The sequence below is a fragment of the Pseudoneobacillus rhizolycopersici genome, from assembly GCF_054786815.1.
Map to the genome: position 1 here is coordinate 114,049 of NZ_JBTOOE010000009.1, position 20,126 is coordinate 134,174.

General features: G+C 44.4%; 14 protein-coding genes and 1 riboswitch. Of the genes, 4 read left to right on the forward strand and 10 right to left on the reverse strand.

Annotated features, from left to right (window positions below; genetic code table 11):
• Positions 1-24: 24 nt before the first annotated feature.
• Positions 25-921, reverse strand: coding sequence for an HNH endonuclease (locus ACX9YW_RS11680; RefSeq protein ID WP_460346499.1), 897 nt, complete (start codon positions 919-921; stop codon positions 25-27).
• A 215-nt stretch (positions 922-1,136) separates the two neighbouring features.
• Between ACX9YW_RS11680 and ACX9YW_RS11685 the strand changes: the two genes are divergently transcribed.
• On the forward strand, positions 1,137-1,643 hold the full coding sequence (locus ACX9YW_RS11685) for a GNAT family N-acetyltransferase (RefSeq protein ID WP_460346501.1): 507 nt from the start codon (positions 1,137-1,139) through the stop codon (positions 1,641-1,643).
• 129 nt (positions 1,644-1,772) lie between these two features.
• On the opposite strand, the gene ACX9YW_RS11690 is transcribed toward ACX9YW_RS11685, so the two are convergent.
• Complete coding sequence (locus ACX9YW_RS11690; RefSeq protein WP_460346503.1) at positions 1,773-3,758, reverse strand: Ig-like domain-containing protein; 1,986 nt, start codon at positions 3,756-3,758, stop codon at positions 1,773-1,775.
• Positions 3,759-4,053: 295 nt separating this feature from the next.
• Positions 4,054-4,143: riboswitch (cyclic di-GMP riboswitch) on the forward strand.
• A gap of 45 nt (positions 4,144-4,188) precedes the next feature.
• Between ACX9YW_RS11690 and ACX9YW_RS11695 the strand changes: the two genes are divergently transcribed.
• Positions 4,189-4,353, forward strand: coding sequence for a hypothetical protein (locus ACX9YW_RS11695; RefSeq protein WP_460346505.1), 165 nt, complete (start codon positions 4,189-4,191; stop codon positions 4,351-4,353).
• Positions 4,354-4,405: 52 nt separating this feature from the next.
• Here the strand turns inward: ACX9YW_RS11695 and ACX9YW_RS11700 are convergent, their stop codons facing one another.
• A complete protein-coding gene (locus tag ACX9YW_RS11700) occupies positions 4,406-5,179 on the reverse strand; it encodes an RDD family protein (protein WP_460346507.1) in 774 nt (257 codons plus the stop codon).
• A gap of 74 nt (positions 5,180-5,253) precedes the next feature.
• Here ACX9YW_RS11700 and ACX9YW_RS11705 point away from each other — a divergent pair, with 74 nt between their 5' ends.
• Positions 5,254-6,234: a stage II sporulation protein M gene (locus tag ACX9YW_RS11705; protein ID WP_460346509.1), complete on the forward strand. Its 981-nt coding sequence runs from the start codon at positions 5,254-5,256 to the stop codon at positions 6,232-6,234.
• Positions 6,235-6,373: 139 nt separating this feature from the next.
• Here ACX9YW_RS11705 and ACX9YW_RS11710 read toward each other — a convergent pair whose 3' ends face one another.
• The 5 genes from ACX9YW_RS11710 to ACX9YW_RS11730 form a co-directional block, all read right to left on the reverse strand.
• Positions 6,374-7,642 (reverse strand): DUF58 domain-containing protein, encoded by a 1,269-nt coding sequence (locus tag ACX9YW_RS11710; protein ID WP_460346511.1) that lies wholly within the window; start codon positions 7,640-7,642, stop codon positions 6,374-6,376.
• A 43-nt stretch (positions 7,643-7,685) separates the two neighbouring features.
• On the reverse strand, positions 7,686-8,627 hold the full coding sequence (locus ACX9YW_RS11715; protein ID WP_460346513.1) for an AAA family ATPase: 942 nt from the start codon (positions 8,625-8,627) through the stop codon (positions 7,686-7,688).
• A 112-nt stretch (positions 8,628-8,739) separates the two neighbouring features.
• Entirely contained in the window at positions 8,740-9,864 is a 1,125-nt protein-coding gene (locus tag ACX9YW_RS11720) for a DUF4350 domain-containing protein (RefSeq protein WP_460346515.1), read from the reverse strand.
• Positions 9,857-10,504 carry a DUF4129 domain-containing protein gene (locus tag ACX9YW_RS11725; protein WP_460346517.1) on the reverse strand — a complete coding sequence of 216 codons (648 nt, stop codon included), beginning with the start codon at positions 10,502-10,504 and terminating at the stop codon, positions 9,857-9,859. The genes ACX9YW_RS11720 and ACX9YW_RS11725 overlap by 8 nt, the downstream gene beginning before the upstream one ends.
• Positions 10,505-10,510: 6 nt before the next feature.
• Entirely contained in the window at positions 10,511-11,599 is a 1,089-nt protein-coding gene (locus ACX9YW_RS11730; RefSeq protein ID WP_460346519.1) for a DUF7847 domain-containing protein, read from the reverse strand.
• Positions 11,600-11,844: 245 nt separating this feature from the next.
• On the opposite strand from ACX9YW_RS11730, the gene ACX9YW_RS11735 reads away from it, so the two are divergent.
• A complete protein-coding gene (locus ACX9YW_RS11735) occupies positions 11,845-12,249 on the forward strand; it encodes a cupredoxin domain-containing protein (protein ID WP_460346521.1) in 405 nt (134 codons plus the stop codon).
• Positions 12,250-12,358: 109 nt separating this feature from the next.
• Here the strand turns inward: ACX9YW_RS11735 and ACX9YW_RS11740 are convergent, their stop codons facing one another.
• Both ACX9YW_RS11740 and ACX9YW_RS11745 read right to left on the reverse strand, forming a co-directional pair.
• Positions 12,359-12,610 (reverse strand): hypothetical protein, encoded by a 252-nt coding sequence (locus ACX9YW_RS11740; protein WP_460346523.1) that lies wholly within the window; start codon positions 12,608-12,610, stop codon positions 12,359-12,361.
• 265 nt (positions 12,611-12,875) lie between these two features.
• Positions 12,876-19,829 (reverse strand): InlB B-repeat-containing protein, encoded by a 6,954-nt coding sequence (locus tag ACX9YW_RS11745; RefSeq protein ID WP_460346525.1) that lies wholly within the window; start codon positions 19,827-19,829, stop codon positions 12,876-12,878.
• Positions 19,830-20,126: the final 297 nt, after the last annotated feature.

Consider the following 20,126-nt stretch of genomic DNA (forward strand, 5'->3'; position numbering starts at 1 on the left):
CGTGACCGTTCCCCAAAAAAGTACCTAGCGATTCTCACCACCACCACCCCAAAGCTCCCGTCCGCCAGTATGACCAGTTTTCTCATGAACTTCCTCTTCTACAAGCTGAAGAACCCCCGGCTGCTCACTGTGATGCCAAACGTAGCCGTCAGGAGTTTGATTATGAGCAAGCGCCTCGACGTCAGTCGGGGATAACCCTAGTTCCCTAGCGAGATTAGAATCCTGTTCAATAGATTGATAGAGCGTTTCGTTGGCCATTTTAAAATGAGTGTTATCAGACTCTAAATAGACTTCCTCTGCAAGTACGACGCTGAATTCTGATTGGAACACCGGGAAGGCGCCTTCAACCACTTCTCCATTCGGTAGCTCGATAAGTTTCGACTCAAATGGAACTCCCGTTTCCGCATGTTCAAACCCGGCTAAATGATCATTCCGAGTCTTAATCCCTTCCGCTTCTGCAATATCCGCGCCATCTATAATATCGACAATTCCGATTGCAAAGGTGGTCACAGCAGCGACCTTACCAAGATTCTTCAACCCATGGATGAGTTGCTCGCGGTCATTGTCCCGTAGTGCTCGAACCGTTATGCCCGCACTCTTAGCGGTATAAAGGATACCTGAACCCATTCCCTTTACCGTCCGGCCAGTGCTGTCTTTCATGTCATGCCAACCACGTTGCAAATGGTAGTGGTCCTTCTTAATTAACCCTATACCACCACGAACGGCTCCATCGGTAAACTGCCCTACTGTATCGAGCGTGGCTTTTGACGCTTCAACAACCGTCGTACCCACGTCATCGAGATACTCTCCTAGTTTCTCATTTTTCGTGGCCACTAGCTTACTAGCAGCATGAACCCCAGCCTTTGCCGCCTCCCCAACCGTCTCATTCACAAACTTACTAACCTTGCGAAAAATCACCATACCACCGTCCCTTTCCTCTCAAATCATCAATACCACTATACTAACACGACACACAAATAATGGTAAAACACTTTAACACTTTAAAGCATGTGGGGACAGTCCCCCATTATTTTAAAGCGTTAAAGTACTAATGCATTTTCAAATGGGGTTTGGAGGATTTTTTTGGTAAATAGGCGAATTACTCTATTATCATATTAGTATTTGGGGTGTATGAAATGAAGAGTATTACTGAAACAAGTCGCTTAGTGTTAAGGTTATTTGAGGCTAATGATGTGGCTGATGCCATGAGTTTTTGGGGCAACGAAGAGGTTATGGCCCATTGCAACGGTGCGATGGCCGAGGATTTCCTGCCAAAAGTGTTAGAATCCTATAACCGCTGCCATCACGTTAAAGGCTTGTCTGTCTATGCCGTTGAGGAGAAGGAAACAGGAACTGTGATTGGAGCTGCAGGATTTAATGTGCGGGATTCACTAGATTCTATCGAACTTATCTATCATTTCGCCAAGGATTCATGGGGGAAAGGGTATGCAACTGAAGCAGCTGCTGCCTGTGTACAGCTCGCCAAAGGGAACAGTGACGTAAAGATGATCTACGCATCCGCTGACCCTAACAACGCCGGATCCTTAAAAATTCTCGAAAAAATAGGTTTCCTAAACTGCGGCCTAAAATGGTTTGACGACACCCAGCAAGAAGAACCTTACTACGAAATGGTATTATCTTAAAGAACGGATGGGAGACCAAGTGAACGCTTTAGTGCTTTAAAGCATGCGGGGACAGTCACCACATGCTTTAAAGCGCTAAAGGGTGGGTACTTTTGCAGCTAGTGCTGTTAGAGCTACCCACCATCTTTTTTATTTGCTGCCTTCGGACCAGAAGATCCAGATTTTTGAGCCGTCTGTGTAGGTCCCTTTGCTGTCGGTTAGGAGTTTGATGTAGCCTTTTTTGCTGCTGTGTGGGGTAACGGCAATGTCGTAGTCGCCTCCGGCTCCAGTCAGAATAATCGCAACTGGATTGTCAAACACCTCAGTCGATTTGGCAGCACGCCATTTCCCCTTTTTATTATTAAGTTGATAGGTTCCATCTTTGTTAATGGTTAACGTCCCATTACTTGCCCCTGGAGCAAATTTTCCGTCTACCATACTGACAGAACCCGGAATCCACAGTTTCCATTTACCGTAAAACTCCTCATACGCCTTTTGCTGATTTTCCTTCAAGGATACAGTTGTTTTGAGGTTAAGCGTTTTTCCTTGATACGTTGCCGTGATGGTCACAGTCCCATTTTGCCCTGTGAAAGTAACGACTCCTGTGGAACTCACCTTTGCCACTTTTGTATCGCTTGATTTCCAAACGACGCCTTTTGTGAGTTTTACTTTTTTACCATCGGAATAAATCGCCGTCAGGGCGATTGTGACTGGTTTTTTACTATAGGCAAGCTTCGTTGTGGTCGTCAAAGATTTCACTACATTTCCAACTGTCACCGTGGCGCTTGCCGTTTTACCCTGGTAGGTGGCCGTAATTGTCACCTTTCCGGAATTTCCGGTAAACGTCACGATACCTTTCGAACTGACCGTCGCGACCTTTGTGTTGCTTGATTTCCAACTCACATTGCTTGCATTGACCGTTCCGGTGTTTTTGTCACTATAAACGGACTGAACCGTCAATGTTACGGGAGTTGGGCTATATTTTAACGTTTGCTTAAATTTAATCGAAGTTAATGCAACAATTTCATAGGTGAGCTCACTTTTCAATCCTTCGTAGGTCGCTGTGATCGTAACCTCTCCAGCCTTCCCAGTGATTTGAAAGACTCCTTTCGCCGTAATGGTGCCTACCGTTTTATCACTTGTTTTCCACTTGACCTCATCATTCGGAATTTCGTATTCCTCTCCATCTTCGGAAATTCCAATGACCTTTAAAGTCACAGGTTTCATCCCGATTGACTCGGGGCCAAGTAATTCAATCGATTCAAGGACAACGAAGTCTGGGTCAGGATTATCACCATTTCCACCACCCGGCACATCCTCATCGATAAACTGATAAACCAATTCAACCGTGGTGGCATACACACCGGCCACATAAAACTTTACAAACCCACCATCATGGGTGAGCGTGATATAGACGTGACCAGTCTTGAGCTTAGCAAACTTGGCAAATCCGGAATCCGGTATGGACAACGCATCAACCTCATTCATATCAATGACACCGAGGTCAATAATCCCACGCGAACCGATGTCATCTTTGTAAACAGCGATATCCGTTTCCGCCTTCGTCTTCGTCATCTTTCCGGTTGTAAAATTTAAGCCACCTTGACTTGTCGGGTCGTTATTAATGAGGATTACCCCGGGAACCGCCATATTGTAAGTGACCTGTTCCCCATCTGGAAGCTCTTGCTCCGCTTCGCCCAGTGCATATTGAATGGTAATCACTGAGTTCAGATTACGGATAATCTTTAGCTTGGCTACCGACCCGTCGGCACGTTTTATCACATAGACATGGCCCGGGACCGCTTTAATTAACTGTTCATAGCCGCTATCCTCGATTTCCTCTACACGATTAAAGTCAACCGTCCCTAAGTCATAAATTCCATGTGCCCCGATGTCACTACCATTCGACGAAAAAACAATATCCGCATCGCGTCCACGCGTCATCTTCCCCGTCGTCAAATTCATCCCACCTTGACTGAGCGGATCCGTCCAAATCAGCGTGGTGCCTGGCACCGAAACATCATAGCTGGCCTGTTTCGTTGCCCCCCACGAAACCGACGCAGGTGCTGCCGTCCCCACTAAGCTAAAACACTGAAAAATCAGCAAAAACACAAAAAAAATACGTAGCTTTCTCATGCTACTCCCCTTCCCCCGTTTGAAAATGAACATCAACAAAAATATATGCAAAAAGACCCAAAAAACAACCAGCCCCCAAAACAAAAAATCTTTAGCGCTTTAAAGCATGTGGGGACAGTCCCCTAGTTCTTTAAAGCGCTAAAGGATACATGCTTTAAGGGGCTAAAGGGTTGATGGGCTTTCTTCGTGTTAAGGATTTCGTCATTTTTCGTCAATTTTCCCTTAATTTGGGTAGAAAGTACGATTTTATTATTGGTAATGTTTTCATATAATTCACAGTGTATATACATAAATCGTACGAGAAAGGCAAAATCATTGAAAAGTGATGACGCAAAGCTAAAGGGGCTAAGGTATTTGCATTTTGCTACGCCAGCCAGCTTCCGAATACGGACCCGACGGTTTATGAAAAGTCTAAATTGGAGGGGTAAATATGACTAAAGTTACCACAAAAATGAAGTATTATTGGCACTTTATTAACTTTCGCTACCATACTATTCTCTGGAATGATTGCCTTCACAGCGATCTACGTGAAAAGCTCGGTGAAAAAGCTAGATTCCATGAGCAAAAGGCGATCTCCTTATTGTTTCGAAACTAAAATAATAGAAACAGGGCGACCAGATGTGGTTGCCCTGTTTTTAATATAATTATTAAAATTCCCAGTCTTTCCTTATGATCATGTACATGGCCATTAGATCTAGCTCAACTTCTGTGGCTGGTTTCCCACCATAGTCATGACCGATTATCGGAAAGAGAATGCCCGCGACCTTCATCGTTGTTTGTTCCCGGTCGAGTTCACCTAATGTCTGGCGCCGCGAAATGTACGTTTTCAGTAGCTCCCACTCACGCGTGGTGATTTTTGTCCTTGCCCAGTCATCAATGGTAATCCGTGTCGCATCAACGCTCTCTAAATCCTTTTTCATTTTCGATTTCTTGCGCTTACGTTCATAAATCACAATCGTGCCGCCCACCAGGTCGCCGATTCGTTTATGTTTTGGATGAACGAAAATCATGATCATGCCAAGCAAATACATCCCTGGTAAAAAATCAACAATCCGCAGGACATTCCGCAAAAATGCTGACAGGAACGTAATCGACTGACCATTATCCTGAATCACCCGAATACCCATCAACCACTTGCCAATCGTCCGCCCTGCGTTAAAAAACTCGAGAAACGCAAAATAGCCCCATGTTAATACAAAAAAGACAACGATAATAATGGCCCACATATACTCAGAAAAATAGGTAATATCGCCAATAAAACTATCTTGTAGCTTTATTGCAATAAAAAATATGGTAAAATTTATTAAACCGAGGATAAACCAATCGATGACCTGGGCCGTCGCCCGGCTACCAATGCCGGCAATTTTAAACCGCAACTGAACATGTTCAGGGGTAGTAATATCGATTTCTTGAAGGTTCATTTTTGTAAAATTCCTTCCTATCATAAATTCATTTTCTGATCCAAAAACTATATTACAAGGCAGGTGACCGCCAAATGGATTTAAAAGTTTTTATCAAACAGCACCGTGATGACTGGGACCGACTGGAACAAAGCATCAAAGTTGTTTCGAAACGCCGCAGAAAACAGCTTTCTCCGGAGAAAGTTGACGAGTTCCAACATCTCTATCAAAAAAGCGCTCATCATCTGTCCGTCGCACAAACGTATTTTCCACGTGATGAAGTAACCTATTATTTGAACGGTCTTGTCTCGAAGGCCCACAACTTGTTGTATCGCGACCAGGCGACCAGCCTATACCAGTTGCGACGTTTTTTCGGTGGAACGTTTATTAGACTATTTTGGGAACAGCGAGCATTTATTCTAATTGCCATGCTACTGTTTACCATTGGTGCCGTTGGCGGCTATTTGTCGGTACTCAGTGACCCTCTTCATGTTTATACACTGCTTGGCCCGGAAATGGCGGCAGGAATTGACCCCGAACAAATCGGCAAGCATGATAATGATGATGGTGTTGGTATTAATTCACCCCTAATGTCGACTGCAATTATGACCAATAATATTCAAGTGGCCATTTTAGCGTTTGCAGGGGGCATCACGCTTGGTTTGTTTACCGTTTACGTGCTGATTACTAATGGCATTCTCGTAGGTGCGTTGGCCGCCGTTTTTTGGCAGCACGGCAAGTTTTACGAGTTTTGGGCCTATATCGTGCCCCACGGGATGATTGAACTGACTGCGATTTTCATTGCTGGTGGAGCCGGACTGTTAATGGGCTACAAAATGATCGTTCCAGGACCGTATTCACGGGCGTTTCAATTGAAACACCAAGCCTTGCGTTCGGTCCAGCTGTTGCTCGGTACTGTCCCGTTGTTTGTTGTTGCCGGCATCATCGAGGGCTACATCACACCCGCACCGATTTCACTGGAAATGAAATATACATTTGCATTAGTCACCGTTTTTGCATTAATTTTCTATATTTTGATCGGTAAAAGAAAAGCCATCGCCACCGGGCGCGGGTAAAAGAACTATTTTGCTGAAAATCCCTCTGTTGAGAGGGATTTTTTTATGGATTGTTCATTTTACATATTTTAGGTTATTGGTGCCTGGCACCGTTATTGTAAACTAACTACAGCATAGCACTACAGCGCGATGCAACGCTCTACAGCGCTCCGCGATTGATTATTTCGATGTAGCGTGAGATGGCTTTGGCGGCGAGTTGGTGTTCGGGTACTTCGATGATTTCTAGGCCGTTTTTGTTCCAGCGTTTGATTTCTGCCCGTTTTCGGATTTCTTCACGTTGGGCGGCGCTTTTGATCATGATGGTTCGGGTGTCGCTCGGTTCCGCCCGACTCCAACGTTCAACACTCGGATCGGTGATTCCCAATAGCATGAACAGATGTTTGCGGCGAACCCGCTGGACCGAGAACAACGAAGTCTCTTCAAATAAAAACGGTGCCAAGTCGCTAAATAATACCATGAAACTGCGGCGTTTTTGGACGCGTTCGATATAATCCAACGCCTGCAAATAGTTTGACTCGAACGGGTCAGCCTGTATCGCGTAAACCGTGCGAATAATCGTTTGCAGATGGGCCATCCCTTTTCCTGATGGCACATACGCTTTTACCCGATTGGAAAAAGCAAGCACCGACACATAGTCCCCCTGGCGTAAGGCAACAGCCGCCAAGGTTAGTGCCGCCTCCATCGCCCGCTCCAGCCGATTGACCTCTGTCAGTTCGACCCCCATCGGCCGCCCACAGTCAATCAAAATCGTAATATATTTGCCATGCTCCGGTTCATAGACATTCGTCATCAATTCGGCCATTTTTCCGGTTTGCCGCCAATTGATTTTACGCGGGTCATCCCCGACAACATAATTACGGATTTGCGCAAACTCACCGCCGCCGACCCGGCTCTTGCGGATCTTTGTCCCCTCATGGAGCAGCAGCTGCTGCATGGAAACAAGCGTACCGCGGACGGCACTCATATTTGGAATCACGCTGACCCGACTGACCGTCTCAAACGACATCTGCTTTTCCCAGAGCCCAATGGGTGATTGGTAGCGGAAATAAATCCGATTCAACTGATAATCACCGCGCACATTGGCTGACGTTTTATAAAAAATACCTCTAGCCTCTCCGGCACCAACCGAGCCGTAAAACGGGAACCCCTCCCGCTCAAACGAAACCGGTAGTTCATCAACAAAGCGAAACCGAATCGGCACCGTCGCTGAATTTTTCAAATAAAATTCGACTGCAAATGGCAAACCGCGTTCAACTTCTTCCGGTACGACACGTCGGCCAACCAGTTGCCTACGGCGCGGCAGGATCCACCAATCGACAAGGCTTACCAACAGCAGCAAGCTGTTTAGAATGAAAAAGGCGCGAAATCCGTGCCCCCAAATCGAGGCGATTCCAACAGGGACAACCATCAGTAGAAACAGCCCCATTAGCCGTTTCGTTGGTAGTATCCCTCTAGCGTGGAACCGGCGTCTGCGCAACGACGTCTTGGATGATTTGGTCACTCGTTCCTCCCTCCAATTCTATGTGAGGTGACGGAATGATTCGGTGACGAAGGGCTGGCCGTACGACGATTTTCACATCGTCCGGTGTCACATAATCGCGGTCATGCAGGAACGCCCACGCCTTGCTTGCTTCAACAATCGCCATCCCGGCACGCGGACTGGCCCCGAGGCGAACCATATCGGATTCACGCGTTTTCCGGACGATTTGTGCGATGTAATCAATGATGCCATCGTCAACCTTGACGGCAGCCACTCCGGCGCGGAGCTCATGGAATTGCGGTAGCTTAAGGGTGGTTTGATTTTCCTCCATAACAGCTGCTGAACTGCGTCTATCGGTCGTCGCTTGCTTTAATACGTCCTTTTCCGCCTCCATACTAGGATAATCAATCAAAATTTTAAACAAGAAACGATCCTGCTGCGCCTCTGGCAACGGATAGGTTCCTTCGAACTCGACTGGATTTTGCGTCGCCGCTACGAAAAACGGATCCGGTAACGGGTAAGTTTCCCCATGAATCGTGACCTGCTTCTCTTCCATCGCCTCAAGCAAAGCTGCCTGCGTTTTTGCCGGGGTTCGGTTAATTTCATCAGCTAGAAGGATATTGGTAAAAATCGGTCCTTTTAACGTTTCAAATTGCCCTTCTTTCAGGTTGAAAATCGCACTTCCGGTGATGTCACTTGGGAGCAGGTCGGGCGTGAACTGGACTCGCTTAAAGTCACCACCAATCAAACTGGCGAGCGTGCGAACCATTTTCGTTTTCCCGGTGCCTGGCACCCCCTCGAGCAGCACATTTCCGCCTGCTAAAATGGCTGTCAAAAGCAGTTTAATGTTTTGTCGTTGCCCGAAAATATGCGCCTCGTAGGAGTTGATCAATTTTTCTATCGTTGGATTCATTCCATGTACCTCTTTTCTCGTTTCATCGGTTAAGGAGGGCGTGTTTTTTGCCAATTGATTGGCGTCTCACCTCAGCTTACCCGTGCCTCATAGGTAGAGATTCAAGGGAGCGTCAGCCCTCCTGAACCTGTTTCCGCACTTCATCTATCAGCTTCGACCAAGCTAGAAATTGTTTATGAGTGACCTTGGCGGTGTTGGTAATTGCAGCGATTTCTGCCCAATTCTGCTCCCATTGACCTTGTTTATTTTTTGGCAAACGTCGTTTTGTTAATTCGATATAATCCGTTTCTACCGTGTTGGCAGAGATGCCCCAGCGCTCCTGGATGATCATTTTTACATAATCGATTTGGTGGAGAAGCGTTTCCTTGTAAAATTCGCCCTTTTGGTACCATGCGGCCTGTGCCTTGATTCGTTCATCTCCGAAGCGAACAACCGACTCACGTGGTGTCTCGACCGGTCCAAAACGCATCCCTTTTGACCAAAGCCATAGCAATATTACCAAGGCCAGCTGAGCAAATAGGAGCAAGAACCACTGCGGGTAGGCCTCAATGAGCGTAAGCTTGCTCTCGGAGCCGTGGATATACTCGTTAAACCAAACCGCGTTTGCTCCGCCAAGTAAAGGCAATACTAGTTTCAAATGGTCATTATTTAATATATTTTCATTTTGCAGCCATTCCGGCGTGACGAGGACGGTTAGCTCACCCTGGCCAATCACGCGTTTGAGTGCAATTGTTCCCTGTTTATCCTGAAGAATAGCTTCGTCCCCTAAGCCGAGCTGAAGACGAAATTGCGTTTCGACGCTTGCCTGATACGTTTGACCGCTTGCCGATTGAATGGAATTCTCGCTATCGCTTGGTCCTTTTATTACTGTCTTAATGTTAAAAAAACCATCAGGTGCTCGCGAAATCAGAAAAATGCGATTCCCTCGCTCCAGCCACTTGATCCATTTGTCCTGCTCCTCCTGGTTAAACATATAGTCAGGTTCAATCAGGATCATTAATTGGCCGGCATTGTTCGGTAGCAGGTCAACTGGTCGTTGCCATACTTGAACGCTCCCTTGCTCATCTTTTAAAAACGTGTAAAACGCCTTTGTCCCCGTTGGTGATGGTGATTTCGTGACAAACTCCGGATATTCGGTCTTCCCTTGCGGAATCAGTAAACTACCGAGTCCGAAAAAGACTACGAGTAAGAGGACGATGCTGACCCACGTTTGATTGCGTTTGAGTTTCTTAATCATCGCTATTGCCCTCCTCGCCCGCTACCAGTTCCAGTACTTGGTTCCGATAGTCAAGATAGGATTCGGCCGTTACCTGACGCCCGCCGTACCAGGTAGCTTCAAATGTATGCGCAAGCTTGCGAAATTCGGCCGCCCGGTCCCGCTGCAATATCTCCAGTTCCTCGATATACTCGCCATTCGTTTTCCAAGCGCGTGCCACTATCCATTGTTTCTCATCTAAATAGAGGAGATAGGCAAGAAAAAGATGTCGCAGTGCCGTTCGCGAATCGCCGGCCGCATAATGCTGCTCGGCCTCGTTCAAATGAGATTTCGTTGATAATTCCAGTTCCTGCTCGGTGCCGACCGGCTTCGCGTAAAACCGTTTCTCCCTTACCACACGGGAGGAAAAGAGGATTAAAAGGAATAGCACCACGAAAATCCCCGCCCCGACCATTCCGTACGAAATCCATTCGGACACATCGTCGCGAAAATTTTGCTCGGGCAGAAGTTTCGCTAAATGACGATTAATCCATGCCTGCAAGCGTTCCAAAAGGTCGGCCAATGTATGTTGGTCCTGCCTGTAATAGATTTGATATTGTTTTTCTGCTAAAATTTTTTCCAATTCATCTTTTGCTTGATTTGGGTCAATTGTTTTCAACATGAACCCCTACTTTTCGGTTTCTTTTGATTCTGGATTGGTTTCTCGTGGTGGTTCAGGCGGATATTCCTTGCTTACCATTTCTAGTTCCTCAGCGGAAACCACATCTTCATTGGTGGCAATTTTACCCGTAGGATGATGATCCCTATGAGTCTGAGACCCGTCGTTTGTACTGTAATAATTGTCGAGCATTTCCTCCAAATCAGTCCCTTCGTTGCGGACGCGAAGGTCAAAATAAATGACCGCATAAGCGATATTCATAATGATATAGGTTAGTCCTGTTACCAATGTGTAAAAAAGAGTTCCGATAATACTATTGGCCAACAATAAACTGCTCACGATTTCAAGCGCATAGGTAATGATGGATATGATAATGTTGAGAATGATGTAAAGACCGACTAAACGCCAAAAATGACCGCGTGTTAGCTGCCAGCTTCGTGACAATCCTGGCGAAACGTTTTCAAAAACAATCGCGACAAAATAAAAGCCCCAGCGGGTAAATAGGTAAATGAGCCCGCATATGTAAGCAAGACCGAAAAGGACGGTGCCAACGATAAGCCCGGCACCGACATTAGGTTGGCCGAATGCAAAGAGAAAGGTGATTCCGAGCGTAGGAACGATAATGAGCCCAAGAACAATCAGGAAGTACACAATCGAGCCACCGATGAGTGCCCAGTAACGAGAAAACGCCTCCTTGATAATCGAACCGATGTCAATCGGTGCTTCGTCCTTAACCCTTTTTGTTAGAATGGCGGTTGCCGCCAATGCTGTTGGCAACAGCACCAACCCTAATAGTGCAAGAGTGATAATGAGGATCACTAATTCGATTCCACCTAAGTTCAAAAGGATGTTCTCAAAGCCCGTAGAACTAATGCCGTTAAGGAGGCGGTCCAATGTTGATAGGCCTTCCCGTCCTCCGCCTCCTGGTAAGAACGGAATCCCACCGGAAAGCATGGCGACCATCTGTACCAACAGAACCGGCCCAATCAAGATCAACATAATTAAAAATATTTTTGAAAATTGCTTTCGTAAAACCAAAAACGTCAAATCGAGAATCTCACCAAAATCGCGTGGCTTCTCCACCCACTTCTTCTCCATAACCTCAAAACATCCCCCTTTATATAACCACATATAGGTAATTTACCTAATTTTATCAATATTTACGCAAAAAAAGCACCCCCTAAAACAAAATAGCCCTTTAGCACTTTAAAGCATGTGGGGACAGTCCCCACATGCTTTAAAGTGCTAAAGTATTTTTCTTGATTTAGGTCAAGGAAGTTATTACTATTGCCACTTACAATAAGGTTGTTGATAAGAAAATGATTAAAGGGGACGAAATGATTATGAAGAAATTTGGATTTTTATTATTAACTGGTGCTTTAACATTGGGCTTAGCAGCTTGCGGAGGAAACGAAAAAGCTTCCACTTCAAAGGGAACATCGAATGAATCTTCCAACACTGCTTCTTCATCAGGTGAAAATGAATATACCATTACCGCAACAAACTGGGAGTTCACTTCCGATAAAGAACTTGTGATCAAAAAAGGCTCAACTGTAAAACTAAACCTAGTCAATAAAGAAGGTTTACATACCATCGCCAATGAAGAACTAGGCATTGATCTAAAGGCAGGTTCTCCAGTCGAATTTACCGCTGACACAGTTGGCGATTATGAATTAAACTGCTCAACCATTTGTGGCGGAACCGAAGATCATGAGGGCATGAAAATCTCCCTAAAAATCGTAGATTAATTAAAAAGCACTTTATCACTTTAAAGCGTGTGGGGACAGTCCCCACACGCTTTAAAGTGATAAAGTGTTTAAATATTATCCAAATTTTAATGCGCTGATGTTGCTTGGTCTAAAATCCAAGCATTAAAACCGCAGCAATGAACGATATGATAAATAGCACAATATAACCAATGATAGAAAGGATAAGTACGATCCAACCGATTAACTTTCTTTGTGTCCTGATAAAATAGATCCCTAATGTGATTGCTCCAAACACCAATCCAAAAATGGCCCAAAGAACTGGGCTTTTCCCTTGCTTCGGCGCATCAATAGCAAGATAAACCGCAATAGCAATATTTATTAACCAACTAAAAGCTTCCATAACACTCTCCCTCTCAATAAAAAAACCTATCTAAACAAATACATATTTACAGATAATTACAAAATTCTACATACCCTAGGTAAGTTCCTGCTTAATTGCTTATTTGTTTATAGAACCTCGTTTTCGTCAAAATAAACCTATAATCCAACCATTTTATGAAATTGGAACAATTGAAATTGTCCACGGACGGTGCCTGTCACCAATCTCCTATTTGTTTCCATAATTTAAAGAGAGTGCCTGACACATGTCAGGCACTCTCTAAATCTTATTCACTAACAAAAATTTCGCTATTATCCACTTGGATATATCGGTGATTTCTTACGGCTTCTTCGATTTCCTTAAATGCCCAATGGTCGTTTGGTACATCTGTAAAGGTTGGGGTAATGTCCCCTTCTAAAGGACCGCGTTTAAACAGGCGATTTAAGACTTTTACTGCCTGTGCCCGCGTCAAAAGCGCGTTCGGTTTAAAGGTTCCATCTTCATAGCCTTCCATAATTCCAAACTGTTTAATAGCAAGGATGGCCTCGTATGCCCAATGGTCGTTCCCTACATCGCTATAGGAATGGCCACCTTTTTGGCCAAGAGTCGAACATTGTTCAAAGGCATTCGCATCTTTTGCACATTCATTTTTCAGCCAGCGATAAATGATGGTTGCCATTTGGGCACGGGTAATGCTGGCATTTGGATTGAACGAATCTCCCGTTCCCATCATGATTCCACTCTGTTTGGCTAACATGATTTCCTTATACGCCCAGTGAGTTTCTTGGACATCATCGTAATGGCCCAAGCCTGCAACATCCTTCACCCCTAAGTTTCTCATCAACATCGCGGCCATTTGCGCTCTTGTGACGTTCTGGTTCGGCCTAAATGTGTTATCGGAATAGCCGTTAATGTAGGCTGTATGCGTTTTAGCATTCATATAATCCTTCCAGCCATCCACATACATGAGTACAAAAGTACTAAACTTGCTAACACTAAATTCAACCTCAAGAGAGCCATCTTTTAGCGTAATCAGTTTCCCTTGAATCAATTCCTTCGTTCCATCGCTATGCTCAATAAATACTACTAGATTATCGAGCATCTTTTGCGATAATTTCGTTGATTCTAAAGGCATTCTAATCGTAACAGGTCGACCTTGCATATTCGTCTGGATTTCCATTGGGCTTCCCAGCACTTCAACACTTCGATTTCCTGCTGCTTTTTTAATAGCCTCTTCCGCCTTCACTCGATTCAATAAGGCAAGTCGGTCTTTTTCACCCCTAATCGGAACAATACGGAAAAATAAATCTTCCTTCACATTCTGAATCGATGTGCTTGGGATGGCAAGTCGAACACCTTCTAAATACAATTCTACATGAATTTTACTTACTGCTAGACGCTCCGCAACCGATTTCGGCAGATGAATAAACACCTCATCTATCTTTTCTTCGCGATCTGGTAGCATGATTCGGGCGGAACTTAAACCTTGCTCCATTAACGTTTTTACCATTTCCTCGGTAAGGGTGATTTCATCTTTTACCGTTCCACTTGGTTGGGTAGTTCTCTTTATCTTTATCTGCGTTATTTTCTTACCATCTTCTACACTACCTGTCTCGACATCTACCAGTCTATCTTCAATAATAGGGTCATTACCAGGTTGATCTTTTACAATCCACTTTGCATAAAGATTGGTCGAACTATTCACTCGATCCGTTAAAAAATCCCAAGCCGTCTGAAACCCTTGATCCTTAAACCATCCGGCAAATGTGTACCCGGGTTTATCAGGAATAACTGGTGCTGAAATCGTCGTGCTGTATTCTGCCAAAATTGGGCTTATGGTAGCGTCACTGTTTGTATGGAAAATAACTTGATAGTATCTAACGTCCCACTTCGCATAGAGTGTCATGGTGCCTGTCACTAGATCGGTTTGGAAATCCCACACTTTTGTATAGTCCTGATCTTTATACCAGCCAGCAAACGTATGCCCCGCCTTCCTCGGTGGTGTCGGTTCTACTACTTTATCGAAGTGATTTATCGTTTGCGTTGCCACGGCACTTCCACCAACGACATCAAAATTGATAGTATAAGAGTTAATTATCCACTTCGCGTAAAGGGTTGTGTTATCCGTGACTTTGTCGGACGCAAAATCCCACGCAGTATTTAGTCCGGTATCACTGTACCAACCATCGAACGTGTAACCAATTCTTGTTGGCGCTGCTGGAGCAGTGATCGTTGTGTTGTAGTTGGTTGTTACCGGTGCTACTGCACTTCCACCATTCGAGTCAAAGGTAACTGTGTACTGATTAATCGTCCATTTTGCATAAATCGTCGTTGGACCAGTAATGGTCATATTGTTAAAATCAAAGCCTGTAGTATAAGTTTTATCCGTAAACCAGCCAGCAAATGTATGACCTGTCTTCGTTGGTGCTGGCGGTTCAATCGCTTTCTCAAAATGATTGACTGTTTGAGGAGGAACTACACTTCCACCATCGACATCGAAGCTGACCGTATAAGAATTAATCGTCCACTTCGCATAAAGGGTAGTATTTTCGGTAACTTTATCTGTCGCAAAATTCCAAGAGGTTTTCAATTCGGCATCCTTATACCAACCGTCGAACGTATAGCCCGTTTTTGTCGGTGCTGCAGGAGGCGTGATGGTTGTGTTATAGGTTGCTGAAATTGGTAAAACAATACTTCCGCCATCCGTAATAAAACTTACAATATACTGATTAATTGTCCATTTCGCATAAATCGTCGTTGGACCAGTAATGGTCATATTGTTAAAATCAAATGCCGTTGTATAAGTTTTATCCGTAAACCAACCGGCAAACGTATGACCAGTCTTCGTTGGTGCTGTCGGTTCCACCGCTTTCTCAAAATGATTGACTGTTTGAGGAGGCACGGCACTTCCACCATCGATATCGAAGCTAACCGTATAAGAGTTAATCGTCCACTTTGCGTAAAGGGTAGTGTTATCCGTGACTTTGTCGGACGCAAAATCCCACGCAGTATTTAGCCCTGCTTCCTTAAACCAGCCATTAAATGTGTAACCTGTTCTGGTCGGTGGTGTTGGAGTAGCGATCGTTGTGTTGTAGTTGGTTGTCACTGGAGCTACAGCACTTCCACCATTCGTGTCGAAACTCACTGTGTACTGATTAATCGTCCATTTTGCATAAATCGTCGTTGGACCAGTAATGGTCATATTGTTAAAATCAAATGCCGTTGTATAAGTTTTATCCGTAAACCAACCGGCAAACGTATGACCAGTCTTCGTTGGTACTGGCGGCTCTACTACTTTATCAAAATGGTTAATTGTTTGCGCAGGCACTACACTTCCGCCATCCACATCAAAGCTGACCGTATAAGAATTAATCGTCCACTTCGCATAAAGCGTAGTATTTTCGGAAACTTTATCAGTCGCAAAATTCCAAGCCGTTTTCAATTCGGCATCCTTATACCAACCGTCGAACGTATAGCCCGTTTTTGTCGGTGCTGCAGGAGGCGTGATGGTTGTGTTATAGGTTGCTGAAATTGGTAAAACAATACTTCCGCCATCCGTAATAAAACTTACAATATACTGATTAATTGTCCATTTTGCATAAATCGTCGTTGGACCAGTAATGGTCATATTGTTAAAATCAAAGCCTGTAGTATAAGTTTTATCCGTAAACCAGCCAGCAAATGTATGACCTGTCTTCGTTGGTGCTGGCGGTTCAATCGCTTTCTCAAAATGATTGACTGTTTGAGGAGGAACTACACTTCCACCATCGACATCGAAGCTGACCGTATAAGAGTTAATCGTCCACTTCGCGTAAAGGGTTGTGTTATCCGTGACTTTGTCGGACGCAAAATCCCACGCAGTATTTAGCCCTGCTTCCTTAAACCAGCCATTAAATGTGTAACCTGTTCTGGTCGGTGGTGTTGGAGTAGCGATCGTTGTGTTGTAGTTGGTTGTCACTGGAGCTACAGCACTTCCACCATTCGTGTCGAAACTCACTGTGTACTGATTAATTGTCCATTTCGCATAAATCGTTGTTGGACCAGTAATGGTCATATTATTAAAATCAAATGCCGTTGTATAAGTTTTATCCGTAAACCAACCAGCAAATGTATGACCCGTCTTCGTTGGCGCTGGCGGTTCAACCGCTTTCTCAAAATGATTGACTGTTTGAGGAGGAACTACACTTCCACCATCGACATCGAAGCTGACCGTATAAGAATTAATCGTCCACTTCGCATAAAGGGTAGTATTTTCGGTAACTTTATCTGTCGCAAAATTCCAAGAGGTTTTCAATTCGGCATCCTTATACCAACCGTCGAACGTATAGCCCGTTTTTGTCGGTGCTGCAGGAGGCGTGATGGTTGTGTTATAGGTTGCTGAAATTGGTAAAACAATACTTCCGCCATCCGTAATAAAACTTACAATATACTGATTAATTGTCCATTTCGCATAAATCGTTGTTGGACCAGTAATGGTCATATTATTAAAATCAAATGCCGTTGTATAAGTTTTATCCGTAAACCAACCAGCAAATGTATGGCCAGTCTTCGTTGGTGCAGTCGGCTCTACCGCTTTCTCAAAATGATTGACTGTTTGAGGCGGCACGGCACTTCCGCCATCGACATCGAAACTAACCGTATAAGAGTTAATCGTCCACTTTGCGTAAAGGGTAGTGTTATCCGTGACTTTGTCGGACGCAAAATCCCACGCAGTATTTAGCCCTGCTTCCTTAAACCAGCCATTAAATGTGTAACCTGTTCTGGTCGGTGGTGTTGGAGTAGCGATCGTTGTGTTGTAGTTGGTTATTACCGGTGCTACAGTACTTCCGCCATTCGAGTTAAAGGTAACTGTGTACTGATTAATTGTCCATTTCGCATAAATCGTTGTTGGACCCGTAATAGTCATATTGTTAAAATCAAATGCTGTTGTATAAGTTTTATCCGTAAACCAACCGGCAAATGTATGGCCAGTCTTCGTTGGTGCTGTCGGCTCTACCGCTTTCTCAAAATGATTGACTGTTTGAGGCGGCACGGCACTTCCGCCATCGACATCGAAACTAACCGTGTGTTTGTTAATTGTCCATTTCGCATAAAGAGTCGTGTTCCCCGTAACTTTATCGGACGCAAAATTCCACTCTGTTATGAATCCAGTTTCTTTAAACCAACCGTTAAACGTATAACCAATTTTGGTTGGTTGGGGTGGTTGGGCGATTGTCGTGTTGTAATTAGCTGTTATCGGTGCGACAGGGCTTCCACCATTCGAGTCAAAGTTGACTGTGTACTGGTTAATATTCCACTTCGCATAAATCGTTGTGTTGCTTGTGATGGCATTATTTTTAAAATCAAAAACAGTCTTGAATGTGTTATCCGTGTACCACCCTGCAAACGTATGACCTTGTTTCGTCGGCGGCGTTGGTTCTACGGCATTCCCACCATGATTAACCAGTTGGTTTGGCACAGCACTTCCACCATCGACATGAAAACTAACCGTGTACTGACTCAAAAGCCATTTCGCATATAAAGTATGATTTCCTGCCGTCATCACCTTCGTAGAATCGATTACTTGACTACCAGCCCCATTTAGTTGGGTGTACCAACCGGCAAATGTACTTCCCGTTTTCGTCGGTATCGGCATCGGATCAGCTGTTACTCCATCCGCTCCTTTTCCATACGTAGAATCAAACAGCTTAACCTGTGTGGTTTTCCCAACAACACCGCCATCCGGATTGTACGTTACGGTATAAGTATTCGGTTTCCACTGCGCATACAAGGTGATATTACTGCCTGGCATCGTAAGCGTACCACTGCCAGTTGCTGGGTAGGTGGTTCCGGTTCCATTCGCTACACTATTCCAATTGGTAAAAGAGTAGCCTGTTTTTTGCAGATTGCCAGTGTTTCCTAAGACTGTTACCGTATCTCCTTGTTTATATTGTTTTCCGTCAAAAGGGGCATTCCCGCCAGAGTGACCGTTTCCATCATAACTAACCGTATAGGTTGGCTCAGGCGGTCCTACCGGAATTAGCCCAAATGCGGAGCTACTTCCACTTAAACTACTAATGATTCTTAAATTATCATCCAACATAACGAGCATAAAATTACCTTGTGAATCTACTGAATAGGTCATTTCACTTGTTGGACCAGGTTCAGCTGGGGCGATCGTTTTCGTTCCATTCTCCCATCCACTTGTTGTTTTTCTCATCACAAAATAGTGAACGTCTGACCAGTCAGGTTTCCAAGACTCCATTAATAGGTATAGATCTGAACCAACAAATTGGACAGAAAATGGTCCAGTTGTCCGACTACCATCCACATAGATTTGTTCCCTTTTCCAGCTCCCGGTTGCATCGGAAAGGATATATGAAGTACTTGGATCTGAGTAGGCAATATAAACAGCACCATTACGATCAAGTGTAAGCGGGTAACTCCAATAGTTTTTCTGATCTCCGGTAGAATTGATCAATTTCGTGGCTGTAGGAAAGGTAGCATCAGACGCTTTTTTAGTCGTGTAATAGACATTTCCGTAATACGTATTTTGCTGGTCCTCCCTGATATAGGTGGCATGGACCTGATCATTTTTATCATCCACGACAATCTGAGGATCAAACATCTCATCAATAGCGCCATTAGAGGTCACAATGGTGTCTTTTGTCCACGTTCCAGACTTGTTCGTTGCATATTTTACATAGTGGTTGCGGTTGTTGGCATCATCGAACATATATACCATATGTACGGCGCCAGTTGAATCTACCGCAACAGAGGGATCATCGAAATTCTTCCAACCATTCGAGTCACTGTAAGCTTCTATTTCCTGGAAAGACCAGCTTTTGGTTTGGTTGTTAAAAAAACCATACTTAATTCCTCGATAACTCGTGACCCCACTACCTTTAAAAAATTGAAAACCCAAGTGCAAATTGCCACTCTTATCAGTAATCAAATGTAATGGACCGCCGATACCTGAATCGCCAGTTGCTGTCGTCGCCACGCTTGACATAGAATCCCATGTCGCCCCATTCCAACGTTTGATCGCTATTTCACTGCCGCTGATGACATGTGCTAAATACAGTTCATCATTAGGACCTTTGGCCAATGAACTATAGGCCCAGGTATTGGAACCAAACGTATGCACCGTCGTTTTCTTAATCTCATCTGCTGCTTTGGCCGGTAAGGGACTTAGGGAACTGATCAGTAACAATAATATTAAAAACTGCGAAAACCAATAGGATATTTTTTTCTCCCTCAAGGTTTTTCTCCACACCTTTCTGTATAAAACTTTCAAAGAACTTGATTGTTATAGAATTTTACTTTTATAGGATGGGATACCTTACCCTGGCTATATTACTGATGAAATATAGGAATAATATATCAGCACAAGGGACAGTTCCTTTCCCAGTTGAAGCGAGAAAAGGAATAAGTGAGATCACTAGGTGGGTGAAAAGTCTGGGGTGGGGATTATTCTCTACTTAAAGTGTGATCAACTCATTTGCTTGAAATTGTGACCAAAGCTACATTGAAAACCCCCAATCTGGTAAAAAAGAAT

Bases quoted from the DNA above. Each gene is read 5' to 3' on its own strand.
- ACX9YW_RS11680 (WP_460346499.1), bottom strand. From the start codon at position 921: ATGGTGATTTTTCGCAAGGTTAGTAAGTTTGTGAATGAGACGGTTGGG.
- ACX9YW_RS11685 (WP_460346501.1), top strand. From the start codon at position 1,137: ATGAAGAGTATTACTGAAACAAGTCGCTTAGTGTTAAGGTTATTTGAG.
- ACX9YW_RS11690 (WP_460346503.1), bottom strand. From the start codon at position 3,758: ATGAGAAAGCTACGTATTTTTTTTGTGTTTTTGCTGATTTTTCAGTGT.
- ACX9YW_RS11695 (WP_460346505.1), top strand. From the start codon at position 4,189: ATGACTAAAGTTACCACAAAAATGAAGTATTATTGGCACTTTATTAAC.
- ACX9YW_RS11700 (WP_460346507.1), bottom strand. From the start codon at position 5,179: ATGAACCTTCAAGAAATCGATATTACTACCCCTGAACATGTTCAGTTG.
- ACX9YW_RS11705 (WP_460346509.1), top strand. From the start codon at position 5,254: ATGGATTTAAAAGTTTTTATCAAACAGCACCGTGATGACTGGGACCGA.
- ACX9YW_RS11710 (WP_460346511.1), bottom strand. From the start codon at position 7,642: ATGGTTGTCCCTGTTGGAATCGCCTCGATTTGGGGGCACGGATTTCGC.
- ACX9YW_RS11715 (WP_460346513.1), bottom strand. From the start codon at position 8,627: ATGAATCCAACGATAGAAAAATTGATCAACTCCTACGAGGCGCATATT.
- ACX9YW_RS11720 (WP_460346515.1), bottom strand. From the start codon at position 9,864: ATGATTAAGAAACTCAAACGCAATCAAACGTGGGTCAGCATCGTCCTC.
- ACX9YW_RS11725 (WP_460346517.1), bottom strand. From the start codon at position 10,504: ATGTTGAAAACAATTGACCCAAATCAAGCAAAAGATGAATTGGAAAAA.
- ACX9YW_RS11730 (WP_460346519.1), bottom strand. From the start codon at position 11,599: ATGGAGAAGAAGTGGGTGGAGAAGCCACGCGATTTTGGTGAGATTCTC.
- ACX9YW_RS11735 (WP_460346521.1), top strand. From the start codon at position 11,845: ATGAAGAAATTTGGATTTTTATTATTAACTGGTGCTTTAACATTGGGC.
- ACX9YW_RS11740 (WP_460346523.1), bottom strand. From the start codon at position 12,610: ATGGAAGCTTTTAGTTGGTTAATAAATATTGCTATTGCGGTTTATCTT.